General features: G+C 64.0%; 25 protein-coding genes. 9 read left to right on the top strand and 16 right to left on the bottom strand.

Translation table 11 applies throughout. The features are described from left to right. Positions 1-16: 16 nt before the first annotated feature. Together JWN03_RS37830 and JWN03_RS37825 are read left to right on the top strand one after the other, a co-directional pair. On the top strand, positions 17-763 hold the full coding sequence (locus JWN03_RS37830) for an MBL fold metallo-hydrolase (protein ID WP_297625763.1): 747 nt from the start codon (positions 17-19) through the stop codon (positions 761-763). A gap of 2 nt (positions 764-765) precedes the next feature. Beyond that, positions 766-1,134, top strand: coding sequence for a putative quinol monooxygenase (locus JWN03_RS37825; protein ID WP_297625760.1), 369 nt, complete (start codon positions 766-768; stop codon positions 1,132-1,134). Between the two features lie 107 nt (positions 1,135-1,241). Here the strand turns inward: JWN03_RS37825 and JWN03_RS37820 are convergent, their stop codons facing one another. From JWN03_RS37820 to JWN03_RS45635, 4 genes are all read right to left on the bottom strand, one after another. Further along, a complete protein-coding gene (locus JWN03_RS37820) occupies positions 1,242-1,850 on the bottom strand; it encodes a DUF2867 domain-containing protein (RefSeq protein ID WP_297625757.1) in 609 nt (202 codons plus the stop codon). After that, positions 1,847-2,002, bottom strand: coding sequence for a hypothetical protein (locus tag JWN03_RS37815; protein WP_297625754.1), 156 nt, complete (start codon positions 2,000-2,002; stop codon positions 1,847-1,849). The genes JWN03_RS37820 and JWN03_RS37815 overlap by 4 nt, the downstream gene beginning before the upstream one ends. A gap of 69 nt (positions 2,003-2,071) precedes the next feature. Further along, positions 2,072-3,019, bottom strand: a complete 948-nt coding sequence (locus JWN03_RS37810; protein ID WP_297625751.1) for an oxidoreductase — start codon at positions 3,017-3,019, stop codon at positions 2,072-2,074. 61 nt (positions 3,020-3,080) lie between these two features. Then, positions 3,081-3,401 (bottom strand): phosphotransferase, encoded by a 321-nt coding sequence (locus JWN03_RS45635; protein WP_366914532.1) that lies wholly within the window; start codon positions 3,399-3,401, stop codon positions 3,081-3,083. A gap of 89 nt (positions 3,402-3,490) precedes the next feature. Here JWN03_RS45635 and JWN03_RS37805 point away from each other — a divergent pair, with 89 nt between their 5' ends. Further along, positions 3,491-3,802: a DUF4190 domain-containing protein gene (locus JWN03_RS37805; RefSeq protein WP_297625748.1), complete on the top strand. Its 312-nt coding sequence runs from the start codon at positions 3,491-3,493 to the stop codon at positions 3,800-3,802. A 377-nt stretch (positions 3,803-4,179) separates the two neighbouring features. Here the strand turns inward: JWN03_RS37805 and JWN03_RS37800 are convergent, their stop codons facing one another. Together JWN03_RS37800 and JWN03_RS37795 are read right to left on the bottom strand one after the other, a co-directional pair. After that, the gene (locus JWN03_RS37800) at positions 4,180-4,995 is read right to left on the bottom strand and encodes a hypothetical protein (protein ID WP_297625745.1); all 816 of its coding nucleotides are present in this window, start codon (positions 4,993-4,995) and stop codon (positions 4,180-4,182) included. 21 nt (positions 4,996-5,016) lie between these two features. After that, positions 5,017-5,844, bottom strand: a complete 828-nt coding sequence (locus JWN03_RS37795; RefSeq protein ID WP_297625742.1) for a DUF3097 domain-containing protein — start codon at positions 5,842-5,844, stop codon at positions 5,017-5,019. Positions 5,845-5,973: 129 nt separating this feature from the next. Between JWN03_RS37795 and JWN03_RS37790 the strand changes: the two genes are divergently transcribed. Together JWN03_RS37790 and JWN03_RS37785 are read left to right on the top strand one after the other, a co-directional pair. Next, complete coding sequence (locus JWN03_RS37790) at positions 5,974-6,405, top strand: NfeD family protein (RefSeq protein ID WP_297625739.1); 432 nt, start codon at positions 5,974-5,976, stop codon at positions 6,403-6,405. Then, positions 6,405-7,679 (top strand): SPFH domain-containing protein, encoded by a 1,275-nt coding sequence (locus tag JWN03_RS37785; RefSeq protein WP_297625736.1) that lies wholly within the window; start codon positions 6,405-6,407, stop codon positions 7,677-7,679. The genes JWN03_RS37790 and JWN03_RS37785 overlap by 1 nt, the downstream gene beginning before the upstream one ends. A gap of 40 nt (positions 7,680-7,719) precedes the next feature. Here the strand turns inward: JWN03_RS37785 and JWN03_RS37780 are convergent, their stop codons facing one another. Continuing rightward, positions 7,720-9,822 carry a phosphocholine-specific phospholipase C gene (locus JWN03_RS37780; protein ID WP_297625733.1) on the bottom strand — a complete coding sequence of 701 codons (2,103 nt, stop codon included), beginning with the start codon at positions 9,820-9,822 and terminating at the stop codon, positions 7,720-7,722. 151 nt (positions 9,823-9,973) lie between these two features. Here JWN03_RS37780 and JWN03_RS37775 point away from each other — a divergent pair, with 151 nt between their 5' ends. Continuing rightward, positions 9,974-10,141, top strand: a complete 168-nt coding sequence (locus JWN03_RS37775) for a hypothetical protein (RefSeq protein ID WP_297625730.1) — start codon at positions 9,974-9,976, stop codon at positions 10,139-10,141. 66 nt (positions 10,142-10,207) lie between these two features. Here the strand turns inward: JWN03_RS37775 and JWN03_RS37770 are convergent, their stop codons facing one another. Continuing rightward, the gene (locus tag JWN03_RS37770) at positions 10,208-10,384 is read right to left on the bottom strand and encodes a hypothetical protein (RefSeq protein ID WP_297625727.1); all 177 of its coding nucleotides are present in this window, start codon (positions 10,382-10,384) and stop codon (positions 10,208-10,210) included. Between the two features lie 477 nt (positions 10,385-10,861). Here JWN03_RS37770 and JWN03_RS37765 point away from each other — a divergent pair, with 477 nt between their 5' ends. Further along, a complete protein-coding gene (locus JWN03_RS37765) occupies positions 10,862-11,350 on the top strand; it encodes a Pycsar system effector family protein (protein ID WP_297625724.1) in 489 nt (162 codons plus the stop codon). Here JWN03_RS37765 and JWN03_RS37760 read toward each other — a convergent pair. The 7 genes from JWN03_RS37760 to JWN03_RS37730 form a co-directional block, all read right to left on the bottom strand. Then, positions 11,319-11,891, bottom strand: a complete 573-nt coding sequence (locus JWN03_RS37760; protein ID WP_297625722.1) for a hypothetical protein — start codon at positions 11,889-11,891, stop codon at positions 11,319-11,321. The two genes, JWN03_RS37765 and JWN03_RS37760, sit on opposite strands and share 32 nt — an antisense overlap. Further along, entirely contained in the window at positions 11,884-12,837 is a 954-nt protein-coding gene (locus JWN03_RS37755; RefSeq protein ID WP_297625719.1) for a hypothetical protein, read from the bottom strand. The genes JWN03_RS37760 and JWN03_RS37755 overlap by 8 nt, the downstream gene beginning before the upstream one ends. 121 nt (positions 12,838-12,958) lie before the next feature. Beyond that, positions 12,959-15,094: a hypothetical protein gene (locus JWN03_RS37750; protein ID WP_297625716.1), complete on the bottom strand. Its 2,136-nt coding sequence runs from the start codon at positions 15,092-15,094 to the stop codon at positions 12,959-12,961. Then, positions 15,091-15,813, bottom strand: a complete 723-nt coding sequence (locus tag JWN03_RS37745; RefSeq protein ID WP_297625712.1) for a hypothetical protein — start codon at positions 15,811-15,813, stop codon at positions 15,091-15,093. The genes JWN03_RS37750 and JWN03_RS37745 overlap by 4 nt, the downstream gene beginning before the upstream one ends. Before the next feature lie 3 nt (positions 15,814-15,816). Next, positions 15,817-16,632 (bottom strand): Crp/Fnr family transcriptional regulator, encoded by an 816-nt coding sequence (locus tag JWN03_RS37740; protein ID WP_297625710.1) that lies wholly within the window; start codon positions 16,630-16,632, stop codon positions 15,817-15,819. A gap of 153 nt (positions 16,633-16,785) precedes the next feature. Next, complete coding sequence (locus JWN03_RS37735; RefSeq protein ID WP_297625707.1) at positions 16,786-17,367, bottom strand: GNAT family N-acetyltransferase; 582 nt, start codon at positions 17,365-17,367, stop codon at positions 16,786-16,788. After that, positions 17,364-18,701, bottom strand: a complete 1,338-nt coding sequence (locus JWN03_RS37730) for a helix-turn-helix domain-containing protein (RefSeq protein ID WP_297625703.1) — start codon at positions 18,699-18,701, stop codon at positions 17,364-17,366. Before JWN03_RS37730 ends, JWN03_RS37735 begins: the two co-directional genes overlap by 4 nt. A 233-nt stretch (positions 18,702-18,934) precedes the next feature. Between JWN03_RS37730 and JWN03_RS37725 the strand changes: the two genes are divergently transcribed. Both JWN03_RS37725 and JWN03_RS37720 read left to right on the top strand, forming a co-directional pair. Further along, a complete protein-coding gene (locus JWN03_RS37725; RefSeq protein WP_297625699.1) occupies positions 18,935-19,450 on the top strand; it encodes a hypothetical protein in 516 nt (171 codons plus the stop codon). A gap of 181 nt (positions 19,451-19,631) precedes the next feature. Beyond that, positions 19,632-19,829 carry a hypothetical protein gene (locus tag JWN03_RS37720; protein WP_297625697.1) on the top strand — a complete coding sequence of 66 codons (198 nt, stop codon included), beginning with the start codon at positions 19,632-19,634 and terminating at the stop codon, positions 19,827-19,829. 333 nt (positions 19,830-20,162) lie between these two features. Here JWN03_RS37720 and JWN03_RS37715 read toward each other — a convergent pair whose 3' ends face one another. Continuing rightward, a complete protein-coding gene (locus tag JWN03_RS37715; RefSeq protein WP_297625694.1) occupies positions 20,163-21,101 on the bottom strand; it encodes a TauD/TfdA dioxygenase family protein in 939 nt (312 codons plus the stop codon). Positions 21,102-21,154: the final 53 nt, after the last annotated feature.

The following is a 21,154-nucleotide window of genomic DNA, read 5'->3' as shown; positions in this document are numbered from 1 at the left end:
ATTCAAGGGACCAATCATGTCGACAATCGCCGTCACCCGCGTCACGCACAGCTGCCACCTGATCGAGATCGGCGGCCGCACCTTCCTCACCGACCCGTGGTTCAGCACCAGACCCGGCTACTACCAGGGCGAACCGATCGCACTGAGCATCGCCGACCTCCCGCCGCTCGACGGCGTGCTGATCAGCCACGACCACTACGACCACTGCGACCTGGAAACCTTTGCCGAGTACCGCGACCACACGGTCCCGTTCATGGTCGCCGAAACCGTGGTCGAGCACGCACGACGCACCGGATTCGAGAATGTCACCGGGCTGAAACCGTGGGAGCACACCGAGATCGGCGGCGTCACGGTAACCGCGGTCCCGGGCAAGCACGGCGTCCACGAGATCACCTTCGTGTTGCGCGCGGGCTCGGACGCGGTGTACTTCGCCGGCGACACCCTGCTGATCCCGGAACTGGCCGAGATTCCCGAACGGCTCGGCCATATCTCGGTGGCTTTGCTGCCTACCAACGGCCTGCATGTGCGGCCCGCCCACAATATGCAGGTGGTCATGAATGCCGACGAGGCCGCCGAACTGACCGCTGTCCTCGCCCCCGAACTCGCCATGCCCCACCACTACGCCTTCACCAAGGGCTGGCTCGGAGATCGGCTGATCACCAGCAGCGACCGCGATCCCCGCCACTATCTGGAAGCCGCACGCAAACTCGCCCCCGACACCACCGTCCGGATTGTCGAGCCCGGCATTCGAGTGGAGCTGTGACCATGAGCGACAACGATTTCCTGACCACGAGCCTGCAGCACCGCAATATGCGCGTCGACGTCACCGATCCGACGCCTCGCCCGATGCTCGCGATCCTCGACGCCAAACCCGGTATGGCCGAAGCTTTTCGGGACAAGATCGTTGACCTGGTCCGCGCGGTCCGGAAGGAACCGGGCTGCGTCACCTTCACCGCGTACGAAGCCCGCGATATCCCCGGCCGCTTCTATCTCTACGAGATCTACACCAACGCAGCCGCATTCGACGCCCACCTCGCAACCGACCACGTCCACGACTTCATCGCGTCCATCCCCACCCTGAGCACAGGAGGCCCCGGCAGCCTCTTCCAACTCAACGAGATCCCCATCCCGTGATAAGGCCGGGGGCCGGCACCGTGGCATGCTGCATGATCCCCTACGGTCAGTGCCGTCCCCGGCTGAGCGGGCGGCCATCGTTCAGGTCGCGGATGCGGGCTGTTCCGCTATCCGGCGTTCGGATCGTCGGCTCGGTTCTGCCAGTGGCGCCCGAGCATTCCGATCATGGGCGGGTACACGATCAGGCGCCGCAGCGGTGCGATCGCCGCCATGTAGAGGTTCCCGAACGTGCCGTTGGGTTTGACCAGCACAGCCATCTGGCCGCGATAGGCACCGGTTGTCTCGTCCGGTACCCATCCGATGTGCAGCAGCGCGTGCACGGTTCGGTTGGCGCTCTCGGACACCCACTCGTCCGCGGTCAGATATACCGAGGTGAACGGGATGGTTTGCGGGTTGGGGCCTGGCGAGGCATCGCGCAGGTCCGTCGGCAGTCTGTCGCGCAGTGTGTGCACGCGGGTGCCGACGCCCGAGTCGGGCTGGTCCCAGCCGAAGAGCTCCCCGAGTTTCCAGCGAACCGCGAACAGTGCGCGGACAACCACGGATTGCTCTGCGCTGTTGCCTTCGGCGAACGCCTGTACCAGGCGGGGGAAGTCTCCGGCACTGCCGGGGGTGGGCAATGCCCACACGTCCTCGACTCGAAAGTCGTTGGCGATCTCATGGATTCGCCACGGGCGGGCGGTGTGGGCGGATTTCGGGAGTCTGTATGAGGATGTCATTCGCGCGAGTCTCTGACGACACGGTCGGTGCCGACCGGAAGGTATTCGCTCGGGTCGGCATAAATGTCGTAGACCTTGCCCAGCACACCCCGCATTCGGTAGATCATATCCTCGGGTTCGGTCTGCCGTTGCCCGACGAGGGTGATTCTCACAGCGGCGCCGACGTGAGGAAGGGGGTGAAGTGAGGTCTGTCCATCGGGGTTCGGCCGATGGCCGCTATGTCATCGGTCCACCACGCCGCCGAGATCCTGGAAGCTGTACCTCACGTCGGTCAAATCTTCGGACTCTGTCCATAGGTGCGCTGCGAGTTCGGGGTCGTGTGCGATCGGAGGGGGTTCGCGCAAAACCGGGTAACCCTTGGTACGTCCGGTGGGTCCGAAGTATTCACCGCCGCGCACGGACGGATCGGTGGCCGCTCGCAGCGATGGCAACGCGCCCATCTCGGTCGTCTGTGTGATGAGGCGTGAGAGCGGTTGCAGCGCGGAGTGGGCCAGCGTTGCCGTAGGGCCGAGATTCCGGTTGAAGTCCGAATCGGCCACACCGGGGTAGGAAGCCACCGCGACGAGCGCTGTATCGGCAACGCAGAGCCGGCGTTGCAGTTCGAAAATGAACAGCAGGTTCGCCAGTTTGGACTGGCCGTAGACACGCATGGGTTTGAACGGCCGCCGCTCGTAGCTCAGATCGTCCAGTTCCAGGGTGGTACTGCGGTATCCAGACGCTCTGCTGCTGACCGAAATCACTCGCCCCGCCGGCGCCGCCGACAGGAGGTCCAGCAAGAGCCCGGTGAGGGCGAAGTGTCCGAGATGGTTTGTGGCGAAGGTGGTTTCGAACCCGTCCTCGGTCACGGTCCGGCCGCGGGTCAGAGTTCCGGCGTTGTTGACGAGCAGGTCGATGCACCCGAAAGCGTCGTGTAGCTGCCGCGCCGCTTTCCGCACGGAGGCCAGTGACGCCAGGTCCAGGTGCACAACCACCAGCTCGGCTTCGGGCACCTGCTTTCGGATGGATGCCGCGACGCCCTCGCCTTTCTCCGTGGCGCGACAGGCCAGCACCACGGTCGCACCACGGCCGGCCAGCCGCCGCGCCGTCTCCGCCCCGAGTCCGGCGCTGGCCCCCGTCACCACAGCGATCCGCCCGGTCATATCCGGTATGTCTGCCGCAGTCCAAGTCATTCCCGACGATAACCCGGCCGCGGGGGAAATTTGATGGGTCCCCGGACTTCTGACGAAAACGTCACCGCCACAGCGACTTCAGCGAAAGAACCCCCGTCGGCGCAGCATCCTGGTCAGAGGTGGTCGAGTCTGTCGACAAGGCTGGACATGCCATTTCGAATCGAAAACGTCTGGTCACAGCCATGCGGCCGTCCGTGGTGTGGCGCGCATCCGGCAGCACCTCGGGTATCGGGACCGGCAGCGGGAGCCGAGGCGCCAGCCACGGCATCGACCGAGTTTCCCGAACTAGCTGGTCCACAACCTCTGGGCGGCGCGGCCGACGCTCCACCCAGCGTTCATCCACCAAGGTTGCCAGACAATCCCAGCCGGCCGAGAAATCCACCACCCCAACGGTAGCGGAGATTCGAATGAGTTAGCTATTGTTGGCGCGGCAAGTTTCGGCATCCGGAATTTCCGTTATACGTTCACCAAATGTTCGATCCGTACGGTTCGTCGCTGAACGGTCCCGTAATGTGGTCGCGCCCGCAGCACGGCCCGCAGGAGCATCCGCACGCCTCGATGGTGCTGATCCTGGGGGTGCTCGGGGTGTTCTGCTGCGGGGCGTGCGCGCCGGTCGCGTGGGTATTGGGTGCGCGATCCCTGCGGGAGATCGATGCCGCCGGCGGCATCTACGGCGGTCGGCACCAGGTCATGATCGGCCTGGTCCTCGGCATTATCGGCACCGTGTTCATGGTCTGCGGTGGCGTGTTGTTCCTGCTGCTGGTCATCGGCGGCCACGGATAACCGGGCGATCTACGGGCAGTTGCCTGTTCCCGCGTCGTGCGCCCCATCGATGGTGGCTTGACGCTGGTCCTCGGTGAGGACCGCCCAATCCGGGCAGGCGCGGCAGCTCGCGGGAGAGACGCTCGGCAATCGGCGCATGGCAGGGGAAGGCCGCCGCAAAAAGGTGAAAGCCGACCTCAAAGACGCAGGGGGAAAGGCTGAAGGACGCGCTGCGCTCCGGCAGCGGCCGTCGCAGGAGACTGCCGCGCACAGAGACCAAGCGGTAAAAGTCGGGACGCCACGGAAACGGCCCGTTGCCGCCACACCCGCTGCCGCGCCGCGTCAGACTCGTTTTCTGCCATCAAAATCGAACATTATTGCTAATTCGGAATGAGTACTCAGGTGCGGGCGTGGACTGCGGCTAGGCGGGCGGAGCGGATTGCGTTCCAGAGGGGGCGCAGGAGGGATTCTTGGGCGGCTATTGCGGTGGCCGAGGTGGGGGCGGAGGCGGGGGCGCGTTCTGCGACGGTGAGGATGGCGGCGACCTGGTCGGCGGTGTCGAGGATGCGGCGGGCGCGGAGGGGGAGGGAGTCGGGGTACTGGTGCTGGGAGTAGGCGGCCAGTTCGTCTTCGATGAGGTCGCGGGGGCTGGGGCCGCCGGCGTCGTCCACTCGGGTGGTTTGGAGCTGTTGGAGGGCGTCGGCGGCTTCCCGGACTGCTTGGCGCATGGTGTATTCGGCTTCGCCGAGCGGCATTTCGGGTTCGACGGTCAGGGGGATCGGCGTGGCGTAGACGCGCCACTGGAGGCTGTCGTCGTCGGTCCAGACGGGGACCAGGCCGGTGCCGTCGCCGCCGAGGGAGCCGACGTAGAGGCCCTCGCCGGCTTCGGTTGCGGCGGCGGCGAATTCGGTGCCGACGGGCAGGCCGCGGACATCACCGGAGACGGGTAATACCAGGCGCAGCTGGGCCTCGGGTCCGCTCATGGCTTCGCGGATGAGTTTGAGCAGCACCATGATTCCCGCGCCGCGGCTGATGTCTGCGGTTTCTTCGGCAGCCCAGGGCAACCCGGTGTGGCCGCCGGTGACGGGATCCCCGGCAGCGACGGTCTGGCGCTGCGCCCAGGCGCGCAGCGCATCCAGCACATCGTCGGGGGCGCTGCGGCCGGCGAGCCAGGATGCGGCCCAGACCGTCAGCGTGGCGCTCGGGGAACTCATGAACACAGGATAACTGGCGGGCTACTGCGGATCGGTGACGAAATCGATCAGTCGTTCGACGGCGCCGATCAGCGGGGCCTCCAGGTCGCGAAAGGATTCCACGCCGTTGTAGACGCGCCGCCACCCTTCCCGCGGTGTGCCCCAGCCGAGACGGCGGCACACGCCGGTCTTCCAGTCCTCCCCGCGTGGCACCTCGGGCCAGGCCGCAATGCCGAGCACCGACGGCCGAACCGCTTGCCACACATCGATATACGGGTGACCGGTGACGAGTACGTGCGGTCCCAATCCGGTGGTGAGGTTCGTCTCCTTGGACCCGGTCACCAGATGGTCGACGAGCACACCCACCCGACTACCGGGCCCGGGCTGGAACTCCCCGAGCCGCGCGGCGAGATGATCGAGCCCTTCGAGCTGTTCCACCACCACACCCTCGACACGCAGATCGTGTCCCCACACCCGTTCCACGATCGCGGCATCGTGCACACCCTCCACCCAGATCCGACTGGGTAGCGCAACCCGCGCCCTGGCGCCCTCGACCCGCGTGGATCCGGACGCCGACCGAGTCGGCTGCTTGGGCGCCACGGCCGCCGGCCGGACCAGCGTCACCGGCTGCCCGTCGATGAGGAACGCCGCTTCCCGCAGCGCGAACAGCCGCACCCGCCCGCCGCGATCCTCGAGTTTGACGAAGTCGCCGTCGTAGGTCCGGTCGAAACCGACTACGGCACCGCAGAATCCGCTGGCCGCGTCCTCCGCGACGAGGTCTCGTTCGGCCACCACCTTCGGTATCTCACGCTTACGCGTCCGCGCATGCCCGGAATAGATGTCGCCGCCATAAATGTCACGCCCGCTCACCGCATCGAAGGTACCGGTCGAATAACGAAATGCCCCGCTCCGACGCGCGAATTCGGCACAGCGGCCGAAACGGACCACGCCCGGAGTCGATCTCCGGCCGAGCCGCCCCGGAGCGATTACTGTGGACTCGTGGCGGCAATTGTTTGGCTGGTCGCGGGGTTGCTCCTCGCGGCGGCGGAGATGCTCACGGGTGATCTCACGCTGCTCATGCTGGGCGGCGCGGCATTGATCACGGCAGGGGTGAGCGGCCTGGCCGGCACCTCGTTGGTGGTGGATGCGGTGATCTTCGGTATCACCGCGGTTGCATTACTCTTGCTCGTTCGTCCACTCTTGTTGCGTCGCTACGCGATTCCACCGCCCACACCCACCGGCGTCGATGCGCTGCCGGGTAAGACGGCCCGGGTGCTCGAGGCGGTCGACGAGAACGGGGGGCGGGTGAAGCTGGGCGGTGAGGTGTGGAGTGCGCGCCCGTTCCAAGAGGGCGAGCACTATCCGGAGGGTTCGACCGTCTACATCATGAGGATCGACGGCGCACACGTCGTCGTGTGGAAGGGGCCCTAATGGCTGTACTCATAGTCGCCGCCGTACTGGTCCTGCTGGTGGTGGTGGTCGTCTTCAAGTCGGTGGCGCTGGTGCCGCAGGCCGAAGCGGCCGTCATCGAACGGCTGGGCCGCTATTCGCGCACCGTATCGGGACAGCTGACGTTCCTGGTGCCGTTCGCCGATCGTGTTCGCGCCAAGGTGGATCTGCGTGAGCGAGTGGTCTCGTTCCCGCCGCAGCCGGTGATCACCCAGGACAACCTGACGGTGCAGATCGACTCCGTGGTCTATTTTCAGGTCACCAGCCCGCAGGCCGCGGTCTACGAAATCAGCAATTACATTGCCGCAGTGGAGCAGTTGACCATCACCACGCTGCGCAATGTGGTCGGCGGCATGACCCTCGAGGAGACGCTGACTTCTCGCGATCAGATCAACCATCAGCTGCGCGGGGTGCTGGACGAGGCCACCGGCCGCTGGGGTCTGCGGGTCTCGCGCGTGGAGCTCAAGGCCATCGATCCGCCGCCGTCGATTCAGGAATCGATGGAGAAGCAGATGAAGGCCGACCGCGAGAAGCGGGCCATCATCCTCACCGCCGAAGGCCAGCGCGAGGCGTCCATCAAGACCGCCGAGGGCCAGAAGCAGGCCGCGATCCTGTCCGCCGAGGGTGGCAAACAGGCCGCGATCCTGTCCGCCGAAGGTGAGCGGCAGTCCCGCATCCTGCGCGCGCAGGGTGAACGCGCCGCCGCCTACCTGCAGGCGCAGGGCCAGGCCAAGGCCATCGAAAAGGTGTTCGCCGCCATCAAGAACGGCAAACCGACGCCCGAACTGCTGGCCTACCAGTACCTGCAGACCCTGCCCGAGGTGGCGAAGGGTGATGCCAACAAGGTGTGGCTGGTGCCCAGCGATTTCGGCAAGGCATTGGAAGGTTTCGCCCGCAATTTCGGCACCAAGGGCGAGGACGGCACCTTCCGCTACGAGCCCAGTTCGGACGCTGGACCCGCCGAGCGGGCCGAGGACGATTCCGACGAGGTAGCGGACTGGTTCGACACCGCCACCGACCCGGCCGCCGAGCGTGCGGTGCGGGCGGCGGAAGCCGATGCCCGGGTCCCCGCGGATCCGTCGGCACTGCCGTCCAGCCCCAAGACGCGGCCGGAAACCCCACCGCTGCAACAACGTCCGGAAACGCCGCCCGTACTGCAACAGGATCCGGCGCAGCAGCAGTACCGCCAGGAGCCCCCGGCCGGTGATCCGCGCTGGCAGCAGCCTCCGCCGCCGCCCCGGCCGCTGGGCCGCTAGCGCCGGAACCCTCTGGGGCGCAGACGCGAATCGGGGACGGTCAGTCCGAGCTCACGCCCGGGGTGCCGTTCTCGATCCGTCCGGTGACCCGCCGGTAGAAGTCCGGGTCACCCTCGGCGGTGAGCTCGAGGTCGTACCACCCGTCGTAGGTCGCCCATTCGAGTCGCTGTGCGCCCCCGGCCGCCAGGTCGAGGCGCTGGGCGTCGCCGCCGTAGCGGCGCGGAGTGATGTGCAGGATCACCGCGCTCGCACCGTGATTGGCGAGCGCGAGGGCGGCAGTCGAACGCGTCACGGCCTCGGTCCCGACCCGAATTCCCGCCGCCGATCCAGTGACCGAGCCCCGTAGTTCGTGCCAGAATCGGTTCGGCCCCTGGATCACCAGATCGTATTTCCCTGTGACCGAGAGCTTCTCGGTCAGCTTGGTGGCGACGTCATAATGGCGCGGGTCGCCCGAGACACCTGCGAATGGGTAGATCGTGAAGTGTGTCGACGACTTTCCACTATCGGCGAAGGTCACCGACAGCGTCGACCCGTCCAGCGCGCTGGAGATCGACGGTTGATAGGGCAGCGGCCGGGCCGGACGCGTTTCGAGCTCCTGTACCGGAAGTGATTGCGCCCCCGGCGGATCCGGCTTCCAGCGTGTGATCGCCGCCGGAATCGGCCCGGGGGCGGCCATCCGTGGCCGCTTGCCGGCGGCGGTGAAGTCGAAGGCCGAGGTCATATCGCCGCAGACGGTGCGCCGCCAGGAACTGATATTCGGCTCCCGCACCCCGGTCCACGTTTCCAGGAACCGCAGCACCGAGGTGTGATCGAAGACCTCCGAGGAGACGAAACCGCCCATGGTCCACGGCGAAATAATGGTCATGGGCACCCGCACACCCAGCCCGATGGCCTTGCCGTCGTACCAGTCGTCGCCATTGCCGGAGCTGGGCCGCGGCGGCACCGGCGGCGGCACATGGTCGAAGTAGCCGTCGTTCTCGTCGAAGGTCAGGAAGATCGCTGTCTTGGACCAGGTGTCGATATCGCCGCCGATGATATCGAGCAGCCGATGGATGAACGTCGCACTGCCGACCGGCGTCGATTCGGAGGGATGTTCGGAGTACTGCGCCGGCGGCACCAGCCAGCTGACCTTCGGAAGCCGGTCCGCCGCAATATCATCGGCGAAGCGCTGCAGCAGTGTATCGGGTTCACTGCGATACATCCCCCGGTCGAACAGGCTGCGTTCGGCCGCGGTCAGCTTGTCCCGCGCGGCCGTCATCTGGCGCACCATGCGCTGCTGCTCACCGAAGGATCGACCGGCCAGGGATTCGTAGAACTTCTCGGTGGTCCGGTAGCGCCCGCTGATCTCGTCCAGCAGCTTCTTCCCGATCCGCTTGAACGGCACGAAGTATTCGACCGGATTGTCGGTGAAGTTGTCCCACTCCTGATAGATCTGCCACGAGATGCCCGCGGCCTCGAGCCGTTCCGGGTAGGTGGTCCAGTCGTAGCCCTTGTGCTTGGCGTCGTAGGCCGCATTGTCGACCGCGCGCTTCTTCCCGCCTGGCTCGAATCCCGTTGTCCCGGTGAAGAAATAGTTGCGATTGGGATTGGTGCCGCCGAACATCGAGCAGTGGTAGGCATCGCAGGTGGTGAAGGTGTCGGCCAGTTCGTACTGCAGCGGCAGATCGCGCCGCTCGTAATAGGTCATGGTGGCCGGGCTCTTGGCCTCGATCCAGCGATCCCACCAGCCCTGTGACCAGGCCTGGGTACTGCCGTTCCACTCGTGGTCGAGACTGTCGAGGTATTGGATATCGCTGTCGGGCCGTCCGGCGAGCGTCGCGGCGTCCCGCACCGAGAACGGCAGTACATCCCCGTCCAGCGAGCCCTGCCGGCGCGGTTGCTGAAACGCATTGCGACCGTTGCGCAAACGTAGCGGAGAGTCGTCTCCGAACCCGCGCACCCCCGCGATCGACCCGAAGTAGTGGTCGAATGACCGGTTCTCCTGCATGAGCAGGACCACGTGTTCGATAGCACCCAGCCCGCCTGCCGGAACCGGTGCCGCCATGGCGCGTTGCAGGGACGATGGCAGCAATGAAGCCGCTGCCGCCCCAACCGCGATGCCTGCCATCGAGCCGAGTATACGTCTGCGAGAGACGTTGACCATGATTAGAAGTAGAGCAGCGGTTCCGGAACGCTGGGTGATCGCCGAATGATCGCCGTATGAAGGTCAGGCGGGCCAAGATGTCCGAAACGCGGACGGCGAGCGGCGGCACGCCGAACACCTTGGGCGAGCGCACCCGGAGTAGAAAGGAACTATGGGAAGACAGGCAGCTCTCGCGCTCTACGTGGTGGCGATGGTGGTCGTCGTGGTGGGTGTGGATGTCCTGATCTTCAGACACCACTTCTGGCCGCGCCTGCTGGTGAACGTCGGGATCGTCCTGGTATTCGGGGCGTTCTATCTGAGGTTCTTGAAGGCGTCGTGATTGCCCGACACAGCCCGAGGGCCTTCGGCGACTGCCGAAGGCCCTCGGGACTATTCGCGTCAGTGGTCAGTTGCCGCTGAACTTCTCGCCGGCAATGGTGCGGGAGGACTGCCCGTCCACACCCACCGGAACATCACCCTCGAGCGGGCCCATGACAGCACTGCCGCAGGTTGCGGGCAGAGTCAGGTCCTGGACCCCGTTGATGAAGAAGCTCACCGTCATCGCGACGGCGAACACTGCCATGACCGCCCAGAACACCCGCGCCCAGCGGTATACGACTGGACTGCACCGCCGGCCCCCGTCTCGAAGGATCACCCACGTGTGGTGATCTTGCCAGTCGCTGCGAGATCGTCGGGCTCGGGCCGGAAGTGCTGGTGACAGCCACCTGCGGGTACCAAAAGGTTTCGATCCTATGGTGGTGAGTGAGTTGTCGGGCAGCATGTTTCGCGTGAAGGCAATGAGCCTATGACTGGCGCGTCGAGTGCAACAGTTACCGGCCACACGGATCGCTGGGTTTCCTTGCCCCGCAAGCATTCCGTGAGCAATGGGTATCTACCGAGTTCGAGCAACAGCTAGAACCCGTATAGCCGGTGGACCCGCCATCGGGCCCCAGACAGTATCCATGGTTCGCCGCAGTCTTGGAGCAGCGGTGAGACATTGGTTCTGCAGTGTGTGCCTTTGTACCTGGAGTGAACCTTAAACAACTGCTGTGCTGATCCCATGATCTTTCGCAACCGCCTCAGCCCGGTCGACGACCTCAACACCGCGCTCCGCACCGTCGCCGAGTTCAATCGGGTCATACTCGCCGCTGACACCAAAGCGGGACTACTGCTGACCGCCAACGGATTCGCACTGACAGGGCTGGTCACTACCGCACGCACATCCATGAGCACCGCTCTGGTGGTGATGGCGATCGGACTCGCAGTGAGCCTGCTCGTGTGCATGGGCTACCTCGCCGCGACGCTACGGCCGCGGCTCAGTAGCGCCGGTCCCGGGAACTGGTTCTGCTTTCCGAGTTTCCCAGCCGACGTGAGCGATCGGCCGACAGCTCCGACGCTGGCAGATCAGGCGTGGCAGCAGACTGGCGCTCTCGCCGAGATCGCCCAGCACAAGTACCGCCGCTTCGGTGTGGCACTGCGCTGGACTGCGATCAGCCTCGTCGTCTTTCTGGCCTGGTTCACTGTGGCACTACTGAGCGCACCGGTCTGACCGAAGGGCCTTCGAACTGCGCGATCCAGTGCTGGACAGGAGACACGCAGGGCAGGGTATCGGCTACGCATGAATTGCTGTTCCACGACAGAAATCCCAGCACAAGCAGCACAACTGCGATCGGTCGGCCATGCTTGCCGAGTGATCTGAGTAGTCGTAGGACAGCGGCCAAAGCCGCCTGCAGCCAATCAACCAGCACGAGCACAATCTCACCGTAGCGATGTACGAAGGACCCCGGTACGCGCCCAGCCCTCACAAGAACCTTGGTAACCGCCCATTCTGGCGCCAGCAACACGGCCGGAACAGGAGCCGTGAGACGTTCTTCGTGCCCAGCCAGTTTGCTACTCACCCACGGCAACAACTTGCCCACAGCGAGGGACAGCACGGCATACAGCACCCCAATGATGACCAGGAATTCGACAGTCTCGGCCCACCTCACCGCGAATCCCAGGTCGAGCAGAAACTTGTCGAACTGTCTGATCAGTCCGCCGCTAAAAGGAATCTCGATCAACGGGTTCACCGTGATATCGGGATTAGTCATCGTCATCGTTATCGTCGGATCGGTCGAGCACCTCGGCATTCTGCACGAGCGCCGCCATCGGCGAGACGACGAGCTCGGGTTTCGGCGGCGCCACTGAACCAGCCCCCACCGACGCCGGGTTCACCTGGTCGGCGATCGCCGCGGAGGCGTACGCCAGGATGTCCTGGACATCACGTTTGTTGACCAGGTTCTGGTTGAGGAGCGCTTTCAACATGGCGTGTGCGGCATCGAAATCCACTTGTTTCTGCTGCATCATCAGCCCGATAACGTCGTTGACATCGCTGCGGTTGGATGCCAGCCGGTACGTGAGGGCGCTGAGATCACCGCGATGAATTGCTTCGGCATAGAAGCTCATCCGCTGTTGTTCTAGCTCGAGGCTGCGCTGCTGGGTGAGCTTGGTGAGCTCGTAGCTCTGGTGGGACGTCTGCAGGTTCAGCCCATGCTGGGACTCGTTCTCACTCGACTGGAGATACGCAGTCTGCATTCGGGCACCGTGTTCAGCTTCGCGACGTTGAGCTTTCCGGTGATCGAATGTGGCCTCTTGGAGATGTGTGTACGTGCTGGTCTCCGGAGACAGCTTCACCAAACAGCTCAATAGCGATATGCCGCAATCCAATGCGATCGGTTTGTCCAAGTGATCATTGATCTCACGCTCTGCTACCGCGAAGTGCTCGACCTGGTATTCGCAGCTCAGCCGACGTAGTTGCCGTTCGAGGTATGGTCGGTACACCTGCTCACCGGTGGCAGGCTGGTCTTTGACCGCCTTCTCCGGATCGACAACCCGCCACGTGACATCAACTTCGGCCGTGAAGGTGAATACGCCCTCGGCAGCGGGCAGATCGAATCTGCATGAATTGTGGTGGATGCTGACGTCCACCCAGTACACGCCCGTCGGAGGCCGGAAGAACACCTCCCCTGCTGTTAGCTGGCGTGTCAGCAGCGTCATTCTGCCTGCCCGGTCTACCGATACGGCCGCGTATCCGTCTGTCGGCGGGCGGAAGGTTCGCCATGCAGACCTCTGCACTGCCGCAAATTGGATCAGTTGCCGTGTCCCATCGATTGTCATGTCAACCCCCCTGTTTCGCGTCGAGCAATGTCAGTAGTTCGTTGCAAGCCACCGTCGGACCGCCGTCCTCGCCAGCCCATTCACGAAGGTGAAACGGCACCACGCCGCTGTTCTGATCTGCCGTTTCCAGATCGACGAGCAGTCGTCCCAGCGGCCCGCGGAATTGCGGGTCACGTTCGGCGACATAAACCCATCGTTTGATTTCGGCATATGCGGCAGGCGGGAAGTAGGGGGCTTGAATGAGTCGGGCAAAGAGCACGACGATGTGGTCATGGTGTTCGTCGGATTGATCGGCCAGCCAGACCAGCCTCGGCCACGGCTGAACACTGCCGACTGTCTCGGCTACCAGGTCGAAACTAAGTTGCAGGATGCATAAGAATCCGGTGTAGCGCACGCCCCGCCGTCGTGACACGGTCCACCTCCGCAAATCACGCAACACGCGGATGTCCAGCTCACGAATACCGAAAAGTTCGGTAATGCTGTAACACACAGCATCTCGGAGATCCGGGTCGGAGCTACGAGCTGAGCGCCGCAGCAGCCGAAGTGCACGGTCCGGCATGAGTTGCCCCACGGTGCTACCCAGAGCGGCCGTCGCCGTGACCCGCCGTGCCATCGGCTGCGCCGGCTGGACCCATGCCTCGAGCATCTCTGCGACCAGCGGCGCGAGCTCGGGCTGCAGACTGGAAAACTGCAGCGCGCCGATCGCTGCGTACTGGTCGTGCCGCTGACCGCTGTCAGCCCATGGTTCGATCACCAATCGCCTGGCGTATTCGAACTCGAAAGTTGACAACAACCCGACGGCGACGCCCGCACGCGTGCTCACTCTGAGGTCATCTGCACCGCCGAGCTCACGCAGCCAGTCACGAACCAACTGATGCGCAGCTGGATACTCCTCCCATGTGTACCTGAGCAGCCACTGCGGAAAACGTTCGTCCACGAATCGCACTGCAGATACGGTGATTCGGCCATACAAGGTGTCCTCATAGGACCGATACGACTGCGCCTGAGCTCTACTAAGCAATTCGGTGCTCCGCACGCCGAACACCGTGTGACCTGGCTTGGCGCCTTCGACGAGAGCCTCCGCATCGACGATCGAACTCGCCAGAGCTCGGCCCGCTTCGGACACGATGTGCAACGGCATGTTGTTGAACACCGCCAAGGCGATCGCGAATGGGCGAGTATCGGTGTCGAGCTCGTCGAACCACTGCCGGAACCGATTGTCCTCGGCGGCCACATACCGACTGACCACCTCAGCTATGTCGACTCGGTCCGCCGCAACATCAACCAGCAGCGTGGCGAGGTTGACGAGTTCGTGGGCGGACGGACGGTGCTCTGTCACGCTGCTCAACAGCGCCGTTACCTCGAGGCGCGAGAGCACGCCGAGATCATCATCAGCGAGGTGTTGCAGCAGGTGCTTCGTCAGTATCGCGGTGACGTCGGCCGGTTCACCAACGTCCAGCACAAATGGGTCGGCGTCGGGGCTGAGCTCGGCCTGGTCATCGACGACGATGATCAATCGACTCTCGACCTCGACCAACCGCCGACCTAGTTGTTCGAGGTGGAATTCACTCAACGTGCGTAGTTGCTGGCTGTGCGGTGTATCGAACAAATAGCCTGTGCAGCGATCGAACTCGATGTCCAACGATCTCAACTCCACATCAGGGCTGAGCTTGTGCACACCCGACGCGCATTGCCGGCTCAGCGCCCGGAGGGCAGTGGCGGTTCTTCCCCAGCCTTTCGGAGCGCGTAGCAGCAGTACCGCCTGTGCTCCTAGCCGATCGCACAACTGCTCAAACCTCGGCGGCGGTACGAAAATCTGGTCGAGATGGCGAAGCTTGTGTGGTTCCACTCGACCGCTTCGCTCGAAACCTGCCCCTGACCCACTCCGGTAGTTGTCGCCGCCGATCAGAGTGTCAACTTGTGCGTCACCGAAGATTACCGTATTTGCGTTGAGTGAGAGCCCGCTCATCGCGCCTAACGCGTCGAACCTAGCGTTCGCTGCAGCACGCGATTCGCGTCGACGCTCAGCGTCAGTGGCTCGTTCGTGAATCTTGTTCGCCTCCGCCTCTGCGTCCTCGATAGGCTCTGGACCGGGTGCCGCAGTCTCACCTATGACCCACTCCTCAGAATCACTCACGCGACACTCCCTCGGTTGTCGCCGCCGATAATCGTGCGGGCCCGGACATCACCGATGATCATGTTGTTGGCCTTGATCAGCCCGAACTCATCCGATCGGAAGGCTTCCTTCGACCTAGTCCTCGTCGGTTCGGCCGCATCGACGGGAAGCGGCGGCTCGGAATAACCAGGAACCCGAAGCCATGCCCTGACCTCGCCTTCGGAGGTGCTGATGCTGGCGGCGCGATAATCAGCAGCGGCCACTGTCGGCCGGTAGTTATGCCGCACAACCCCCTGATACACGACATCAGAGACGACGACGACCCCGACGGCCCTGCTCGCGTTCTTCAAAGTGCCCTTGACCACCGAGGTTTCGTTAAGCCGGAACGTGGCAGTCAGAGCATCGCTCGACCAACCCCGATCGTCCCTGTGTACGTAGCCCTCGTGCACGGCAACGCGCACTCGGATCCATTCGAGCGGGCCAACTGTGTGGTTGTGGGCATGAACCTCCGCTAGGACCGACTCGACAAACTTGTCGAGCACCTCCAGCACAGGAAGCTCGAGGACAAGCAGGCAACCGTCGCCCCGATCATCATTGGCGACAACGGATCCGGTGCGATCGGTCACCTCATCGAGAATTCGGTAAAGGTTCAAACGCATCGCCGTGAGTTCTGGGTTGCTCAACCGACTCGAGTTCTCGACATCGACGACGACAAATGTGCGGTGCACCGGTCCGTTCATGGTCTACCTCCATACGGTGTGGGTCGACTCATCCTTTTCGGGGTATCCCGCCGTGTCTGCGTCCAAATGCACACTCGGCAGGCCTTCTACGATGTCGGCGAGGAGATCTGGTCGTAGTAACTCCACTCGCCGTCTCCCGGTGCGTACCGCCCCCAGGTCGCGGAGCCGCTTCAAAGCCTTCGAGACCGCTTCCCTGGAAGCCCCCGCGGCGTGGGCCAGTTCCTCTTGTGACAGCGCCATAGCGATGATCACCCGATCATCACCGCGCTCCCCATAGCGCCGGGCATAGTCGATCAGCAAGCGCGCGATCCGTTCAGTAACGCTGTAGGCACCGAACTCGAGGCGCTGAACATCGGCTTCGCGCAGGCGGTTGACTACCAACTGCAGGAGCGTAAACGCGATCTTGCCGTCGCCGATGAGCAAGTCGCGAAAGGCCGAGCCCGACACCGACGTCGCAGTAACCGACGACAAAGCGGTCACGGTCGCCGAGCGCGCTCGGCCATCGATGGCGGAGAACTCGCCAATCAGGTCACCGGGTCCGCGAATTGCCAGCAATGCCTGTTTGCCGCTGGCCGCCGTCGAGGTCACCTTAACGCGACCGGCCTCGATGACCACGACGTACTCTGACCGCTCGCCTTCGTGCATCAGCACGGTCCCGGCCGGCCACTGGTGTCGTATGCCTGCTTCCAGCAGCGCATTTCGGCTGAGTCTCCACGTTTCGTCGACGTTCAGATCTCCCCCTCTGTGAACGAAAACGCTCCGACGATACTCATCGGTTGCTATCGAACTGTCAAGCGCAACAACATACTTGACGAGCAACGATAAGCACAGCTTCTGTCGCAGGAGTGAAGAGGCCGTACCGCTCGCCGGGGCGACATGTTCGTTAACCGCTAAATCGGGCCAGACCGGCGACTTGTGAAAAAAGTGTCCTGAACTGCCTGCCTGTCCGGCTATGGGGTGGCCGGTGACATCTCACCCCAGGTCGCGAATCAGGACGTCGAGGCGTGGGGCCTCGGGCCATCGCGGGCGCAGCGTGCCCACTCGACGCCAGCCCCATTTGACGTATTTGGCGTAAGCGCGCGAGTTGTCCGGCTCGACAAGCAATGTCGCTCGTTCCTCGGGCCGGCGATCGAGCAGGTCATCGTGGAGGGCGTGCGCGATTCCATGATTCTGATACTCGGCACACACCATGATTTCGCTGAGTGCGAATGTGCGCCTACCGGTTTCGGCGATGAACTCGGCGCGGTCGGCGTCTGGATCGTCGAGTTCGAGATTGCCCCACCATGCGGCGTTCGGGCGAAGTGGCCAGCCCCAAGTCTGACCGACTGGTTCGCCATCGACTCGCGCGATAACCAGCTCGAGCCGCGACATTTGGGCCGGGTTGGTGTATGCATCGAACCGGGCCATGAATGCCTCGGGTTCGTCGAATGTGTCGCGGGATGCGATGGCCTCGACGTATGACCGACAGTAGATCTCTTCGACGACGGCGCGCAGGTCGCGCGCCTCGGCCTTGTCGTAGTGCTCGAATTCCAGGCCGACGGGCAGGGTAGTCATGCTGAGGTGGCTTTCGTCAGGAGGGCGTCGAACTTGTCGGAAAACTCGCCGCCGACCGGGTTTTTGTCGACGGACGCACGGATGGGTTCCAGGTTACGCAGCGTGCGAATCGACGTCAGACCTGTCAGCGTGTCGAGGACGGGCACGGCCTCGGCGACGGCCCCGTGAAGATCGCCCGCGCGCGCCCGGATGACGGCTCGCCAGGCGGCGATGTTGATGACGTTTCGCGGAAAGCGTTCGACGTCGGCGACGGAGTCGAACAGCGCTATCGAGCGGTCGTACTCCTCGAATTCGGCACGACCTCGCGCCTCGTGCGCAGCGATCTCGGCCGGGGTGACGGCCCAGAGCCAGCGAGGGCACTCGTCGAGTGGCTCGAAATCGGACGCCTGATCCATCTCTCGCCATGCGGTGGCGATGGCGCGCTCGAATGCCGAACGCTCACACAGGAGTCCATACGCCTGCGCCTCGCGTACAGCGATGAGAGCGTGAATTCGACCCGGCGGCGTGCCACGCATGAGGTCCCGAGCGCGGGTCGCGAGTTTCAGTGCGACCTGTGGGCGAGCCTTACCGCGCCGCGCGAGCCCGAGCAGTTGGCCGCCACCGATCAGGCAGGTACGTGCGATGAGGTCAGGGTCGTTGGCCTCGCATCCAAGAGCCATGGCATCGGCGTAGCAGCGTCGCGCGAGCGACTGACGGTCGGCGTCGTAGGCCAGCCATCCGGCCATGACCGCCAATTCCCCTGTGGCGATGGTGAATGCGTCACCAACGGCGGTGTCGTAGGTGCCAACTTCGCGCCAGTGCTTGGCCTTGGCCAGCTCCGTGACCGCGAAATCCACCAGACGCCCACCGCCGAGACGCTGGTCCTCCGATTCCAGGGCCACGACCCCCTCACCCAACCGGGTCACATCGGACATACCGATTTGACCGGATTTCGCCCCTAACAGCACGAACGCCGAACCTGTCAGCGCTGCCTTGCCGAAGTCTCGTCGCCTCACATCGTCCTCGCCGACTTCCCAGGAATACAGCCCGAGTTTGCTACCGCCGCAATTTGCTTTGCCGGCAAGACCTTCTGTGGTCTGCTCATCGGTGCCCGGGTCGGTCGTCCCCTTGCGAACCAGCTCCCAGAACCGGGCTCGTTGCTCGGGCTCGGCATCGGCGAGAACTTCGAACAACTGTCGGCGGTTGGCCTCGCGCATGTTCTGGGTCTGCCCAGTCAGCCAGTCTCGATGTGCGCGCGCAGTAACCCCGATTCGCTTGCAGAACTCGACTTTGTTCATCCGTAGCGCCGCGCGAAGGGCTTCGAGTTCATCTGGTGTCCAGTCGATATCGACCATGGGGCTCTCCGGGTCGGTGGGGAGGGTATGGGCGCGAAACTGCCTCCATTCTTCCGCTTTCTTCTCTGGAAGTTCCCCGATCGTTGCGCGCAAGCTCAGATCAACGCCCTGGTTGAGGCAGAACCCCCGTTTGTTGGGTTGGCCTTTCGGACTTACCTCGAATTTGAGACACGTTCGGTTACTCCGCCTGCTCGGCCCGGGGCTGCTCTGCACCAACGAAGGACAGGAGCGATATGAACCGGCGCACACGGCTCTACGAGTTCCCCGGAGGCGTGTTCGAACTCCAGGCCAGCGGAGATGATTCCGAGGACTACGGCGGGTTCTATCTCCAGTTCCAAGACTTTTACGCAATCGACGGACACGAGGACAGAAGGGCGGTTATGCGTTACAAGCCAACATGTTTGGGGTACGTCCGGACCGATGTGTCCGATGTCGCCCTGTGGTGGGATCAGGCCCAAATCCGCAAGCTCGCACAACGTTTGGGGTATGACTTCGCCGATATGGTGATCTACGACCCTCGCTTCGGACGGCCACCGTTGGCGCGCCTGAAGGCGCAAGCGACCCGCTTGGACACGGAAGCGGTCATAGTGCCCAGCCCTGAGCATTTCGAGGGCGCGGAGATCCCGGGAACGCTCGTGCAGCAACTCGACGTGATCACCGTGACCCCGGAAGAGACCTATGCCCGGCGAACGATGCCGCCCCTTCGGGACTTGCCACCCGTTCGTGCGGGCGGCACCAGCGACACCTGAAGCCATTCCGATGCCCGGGACCTCGAAAGGTGGTGGTCGATCGAGGTAGCGATTCAGAAAGACCCGATGGTGTTGTTCTACAACGCACTTCGCGATGAACCCTCGGCCACCCGCAACCGTGCCGGGGGTTTCCGCGTGTGAGCCAATCGTTTTCGACCGAATGCCGAGACCGGGGGTCGTCGTGTCCGTGCTGATCGAGTTCGCCGCGTTAGTACTGTCTTGTGTCGGTGTCGTGGTGGCCGCTGGGTGGGGCGTCTGCGACGACCCGCCGACCGCCACACACGACTATGGCGAATCGTTGCTCATCGCCGATGGCCGTGCATTTCATCGCGTCCCGGTCACCAACCTGCACCGCCTGCACGGACGACACCGCGCGTGAGTAGGCCGCATTTCTTCCCGGCGACACCTCCGGCAATTACTCCCAGGGTCAGGCTCGGCACTCGCAGAACCGGCCGCGGAACCCTCGGGCAAACTGGACGGCAGAACGCAATCCGCTGGGGGAATTCCTCCAATCGCGCCGGGCCCGAATCAGTCCCGAACAGGTGGGACCTGCGCGGCGACGCATCCGGGCGCACTCGGCGGCGAGTCGCCGGACTGCGGCGGGAGCAGCTGGCCCCACTTGCGGGGGGCGAGCATCGCCATTTCTTGATTGCGTTGTCAACGGCGCGAGGGCCTTCGGCGGGTGTGCCGAAGGCCCTCGACATGGTGCGTGTCAGTTGCTGGTGCCGGTGAAGCGTTCACCGGAGATGGCGCGGGACTCCTGGCCGTCCACACCCACCGGAACATCACCCTCGAGCGTGGTGCGGTAGAGCACCCGGGTGACATCGAGGTGGTCGAGGTCGCTGGGCGCGAGGTGCGCGGTGGCGCGGTTGTCCCAGAACGCGAGACTGCCCTTCTCCCAGCGGAATCGGACCGTGTAGGACGGGGCGGAGATCTCCGCGAACAGCAACTCCAGCAGGGCGTCGCTCTGCCGCGGGCTCAGCCCGACAATGCGGGTGGTGAAGCCGGGGTTCACGAACAGCACCCGCTCACCGGTCACCGGATGCACCCGGACCACCGGGTGCTCGGTGACCAGCGGCGCTTTCGCGACCTTCTTGGCGTAGTCGCTGTCGGCGTCCCAGATCGGCCGCTTGCCACCGAAGCGGTGTTCGGCATACAGGCCGTCCAGGAACGACTTCAGCGATTCGGGCAGGTTGGCGTAGGCGGCAGCCAGATTGGTCCACTGGGTGTCGCCACCGCGCTCGGGCGCGATCTCGGCGCGCAGCAGTGACGCGGCCGGGGGATTGATCAGCGCCGAAACATCGGTGTGCCACTGGTTGGTGTAGCTGAATTTCCGTACCCCGAAACGCTTTTCGTACAGCCGGCTGTCGACGGCCAGGATCTCGGGGAACTCGGTGGGTGCGTCGTCGTCATAGGGATGCGACGGGGTGACCGCGCCGAACCGCCGCGAGAAGGCGATGTGCTCGGCATGCCCGATCTCCTGATTGCGGAAGAACAGCACCTTGTACTCGTACAGGGCGGCCTGCAGCTGTGCGACCTGCTCATCGGAGAGCTCGTTGCGCAGATCGATATTGCTGATCTCGGCGCCGATGTGGCCGGCGACCGGACTGATCAGGAGTGTGCCCGTGGGAGTTTCGGCGACAGTGGTCATGATCGTGCCTTTCGTACTCGAACTATGGGTGATGGCCGACGTAGGGGGCTGCG

Origin of the sequence: Nocardia sp., from assembly GCF_025465275.1 — a bacterium.
In the GTDB taxonomy this organism is placed as follows: domain Bacteria; phylum Actinomycetota; class Actinomycetes; order Mycobacteriales; family Mycobacteriaceae; genus Nocardia.
The sequence above is the reverse complement of the archived record's forward strand: the minus strand, read 5'-3'. Positions and strand labels throughout refer to the sequence as shown.

Coding starts and splice junctions, on each gene's coding strand:
- JWN03_RS37830 (WP_297625763.1), top strand. CDS start 17: ATGTCGACAATCGCCGTCACCCGCGTCACGCACAGCTGCCACCTGATC.
- JWN03_RS37825 (WP_297625760.1), top strand. CDS start 766: ATGAGCGACAACGATTTCCTGACCACGAGCCTGCAGCACCGCAATATG.
- JWN03_RS37820 (WP_297625757.1), bottom strand. CDS start 1,850: ATGACATCCTCATACAGACTCCCGAAATCCGCCCACACCGCCCGCCCG.
- JWN03_RS37810 (WP_297625751.1), bottom strand. CDS start 3,019: ATGACTTGGACTGCGGCAGACATACCGGATATGACCGGGCGGATCGCT.
- JWN03_RS37805 (WP_297625748.1), top strand. CDS start 3,491: ATGTTCGATCCGTACGGTTCGTCGCTGAACGGTCCCGTAATGTGGTCG.
- JWN03_RS37800 (WP_297625745.1), bottom strand. CDS start 4,995: ATGAGTTCCCCGAGCGCCACGCTGACGGTCTGGGCCGCATCCTGGCTC.
- JWN03_RS37785 (WP_297625736.1), top strand. CDS start 6,405: ATGGCTGTACTCATAGTCGCCGCCGTACTGGTCCTGCTGGTGGTGGTG.
- JWN03_RS37780 (WP_297625733.1), bottom strand. CDS start 9,822: ATGGTCAACGTCTCTCGCAGACGTATACTCGGCTCGATGGCAGGCATC.
- JWN03_RS37775 (WP_297625730.1), top strand. CDS start 9,974: ATGGGAAGACAGGCAGCTCTCGCGCTCTACGTGGTGGCGATGGTGGTC.
- JWN03_RS37770 (WP_297625727.1), bottom strand. CDS start 10,384: ATGGCAGTGTTCGCCGTCGCGATGACGGTGAGCTTCTTCATCAACGGG.
- JWN03_RS37765 (WP_297625724.1), top strand. CDS start 10,862: ATGATCTTTCGCAACCGCCTCAGCCCGGTCGACGACCTCAACACCGCG.
- JWN03_RS37760 (WP_297625722.1), bottom strand. CDS start 11,891: ATGACTAATCCCGATATCACGGTGAACCCGTTGATCGAGATTCCTTTT.
- JWN03_RS37755 (WP_297625719.1), bottom strand. CDS start 12,837: ATGACGCTGCTGACACGCCAGCTAACAGCAGGGGAGGTGTTCTTCCGG.
- JWN03_RS37745 (WP_297625712.1), bottom strand. CDS start 15,813: ATGAACGGACCGGTGCACCGCACATTTGTCGTCGTCGATGTCGAGAAC.
- JWN03_RS37735 (WP_297625707.1), bottom strand. CDS start 17,367: ATGACTACCCTGCCCGTCGGCCTGGAATTCGAGCACTACGACAAGGCC.
- JWN03_RS37730 (WP_297625703.1), bottom strand. CDS start 18,701: ATGGTCGATATCGACTGGACACCAGATGAACTCGAAGCCCTTCGCGCG.
- JWN03_RS37725 (WP_297625699.1), top strand. CDS start 18,935: ATGAACCGGCGCACACGGCTCTACGAGTTCCCCGGAGGCGTGTTCGAA.
- JWN03_RS37715 (WP_297625694.1), bottom strand. CDS start 21,101: ATGACCACTGTCGCCGAAACTCCCACGGGCACACTCCTGATCAGTCCG.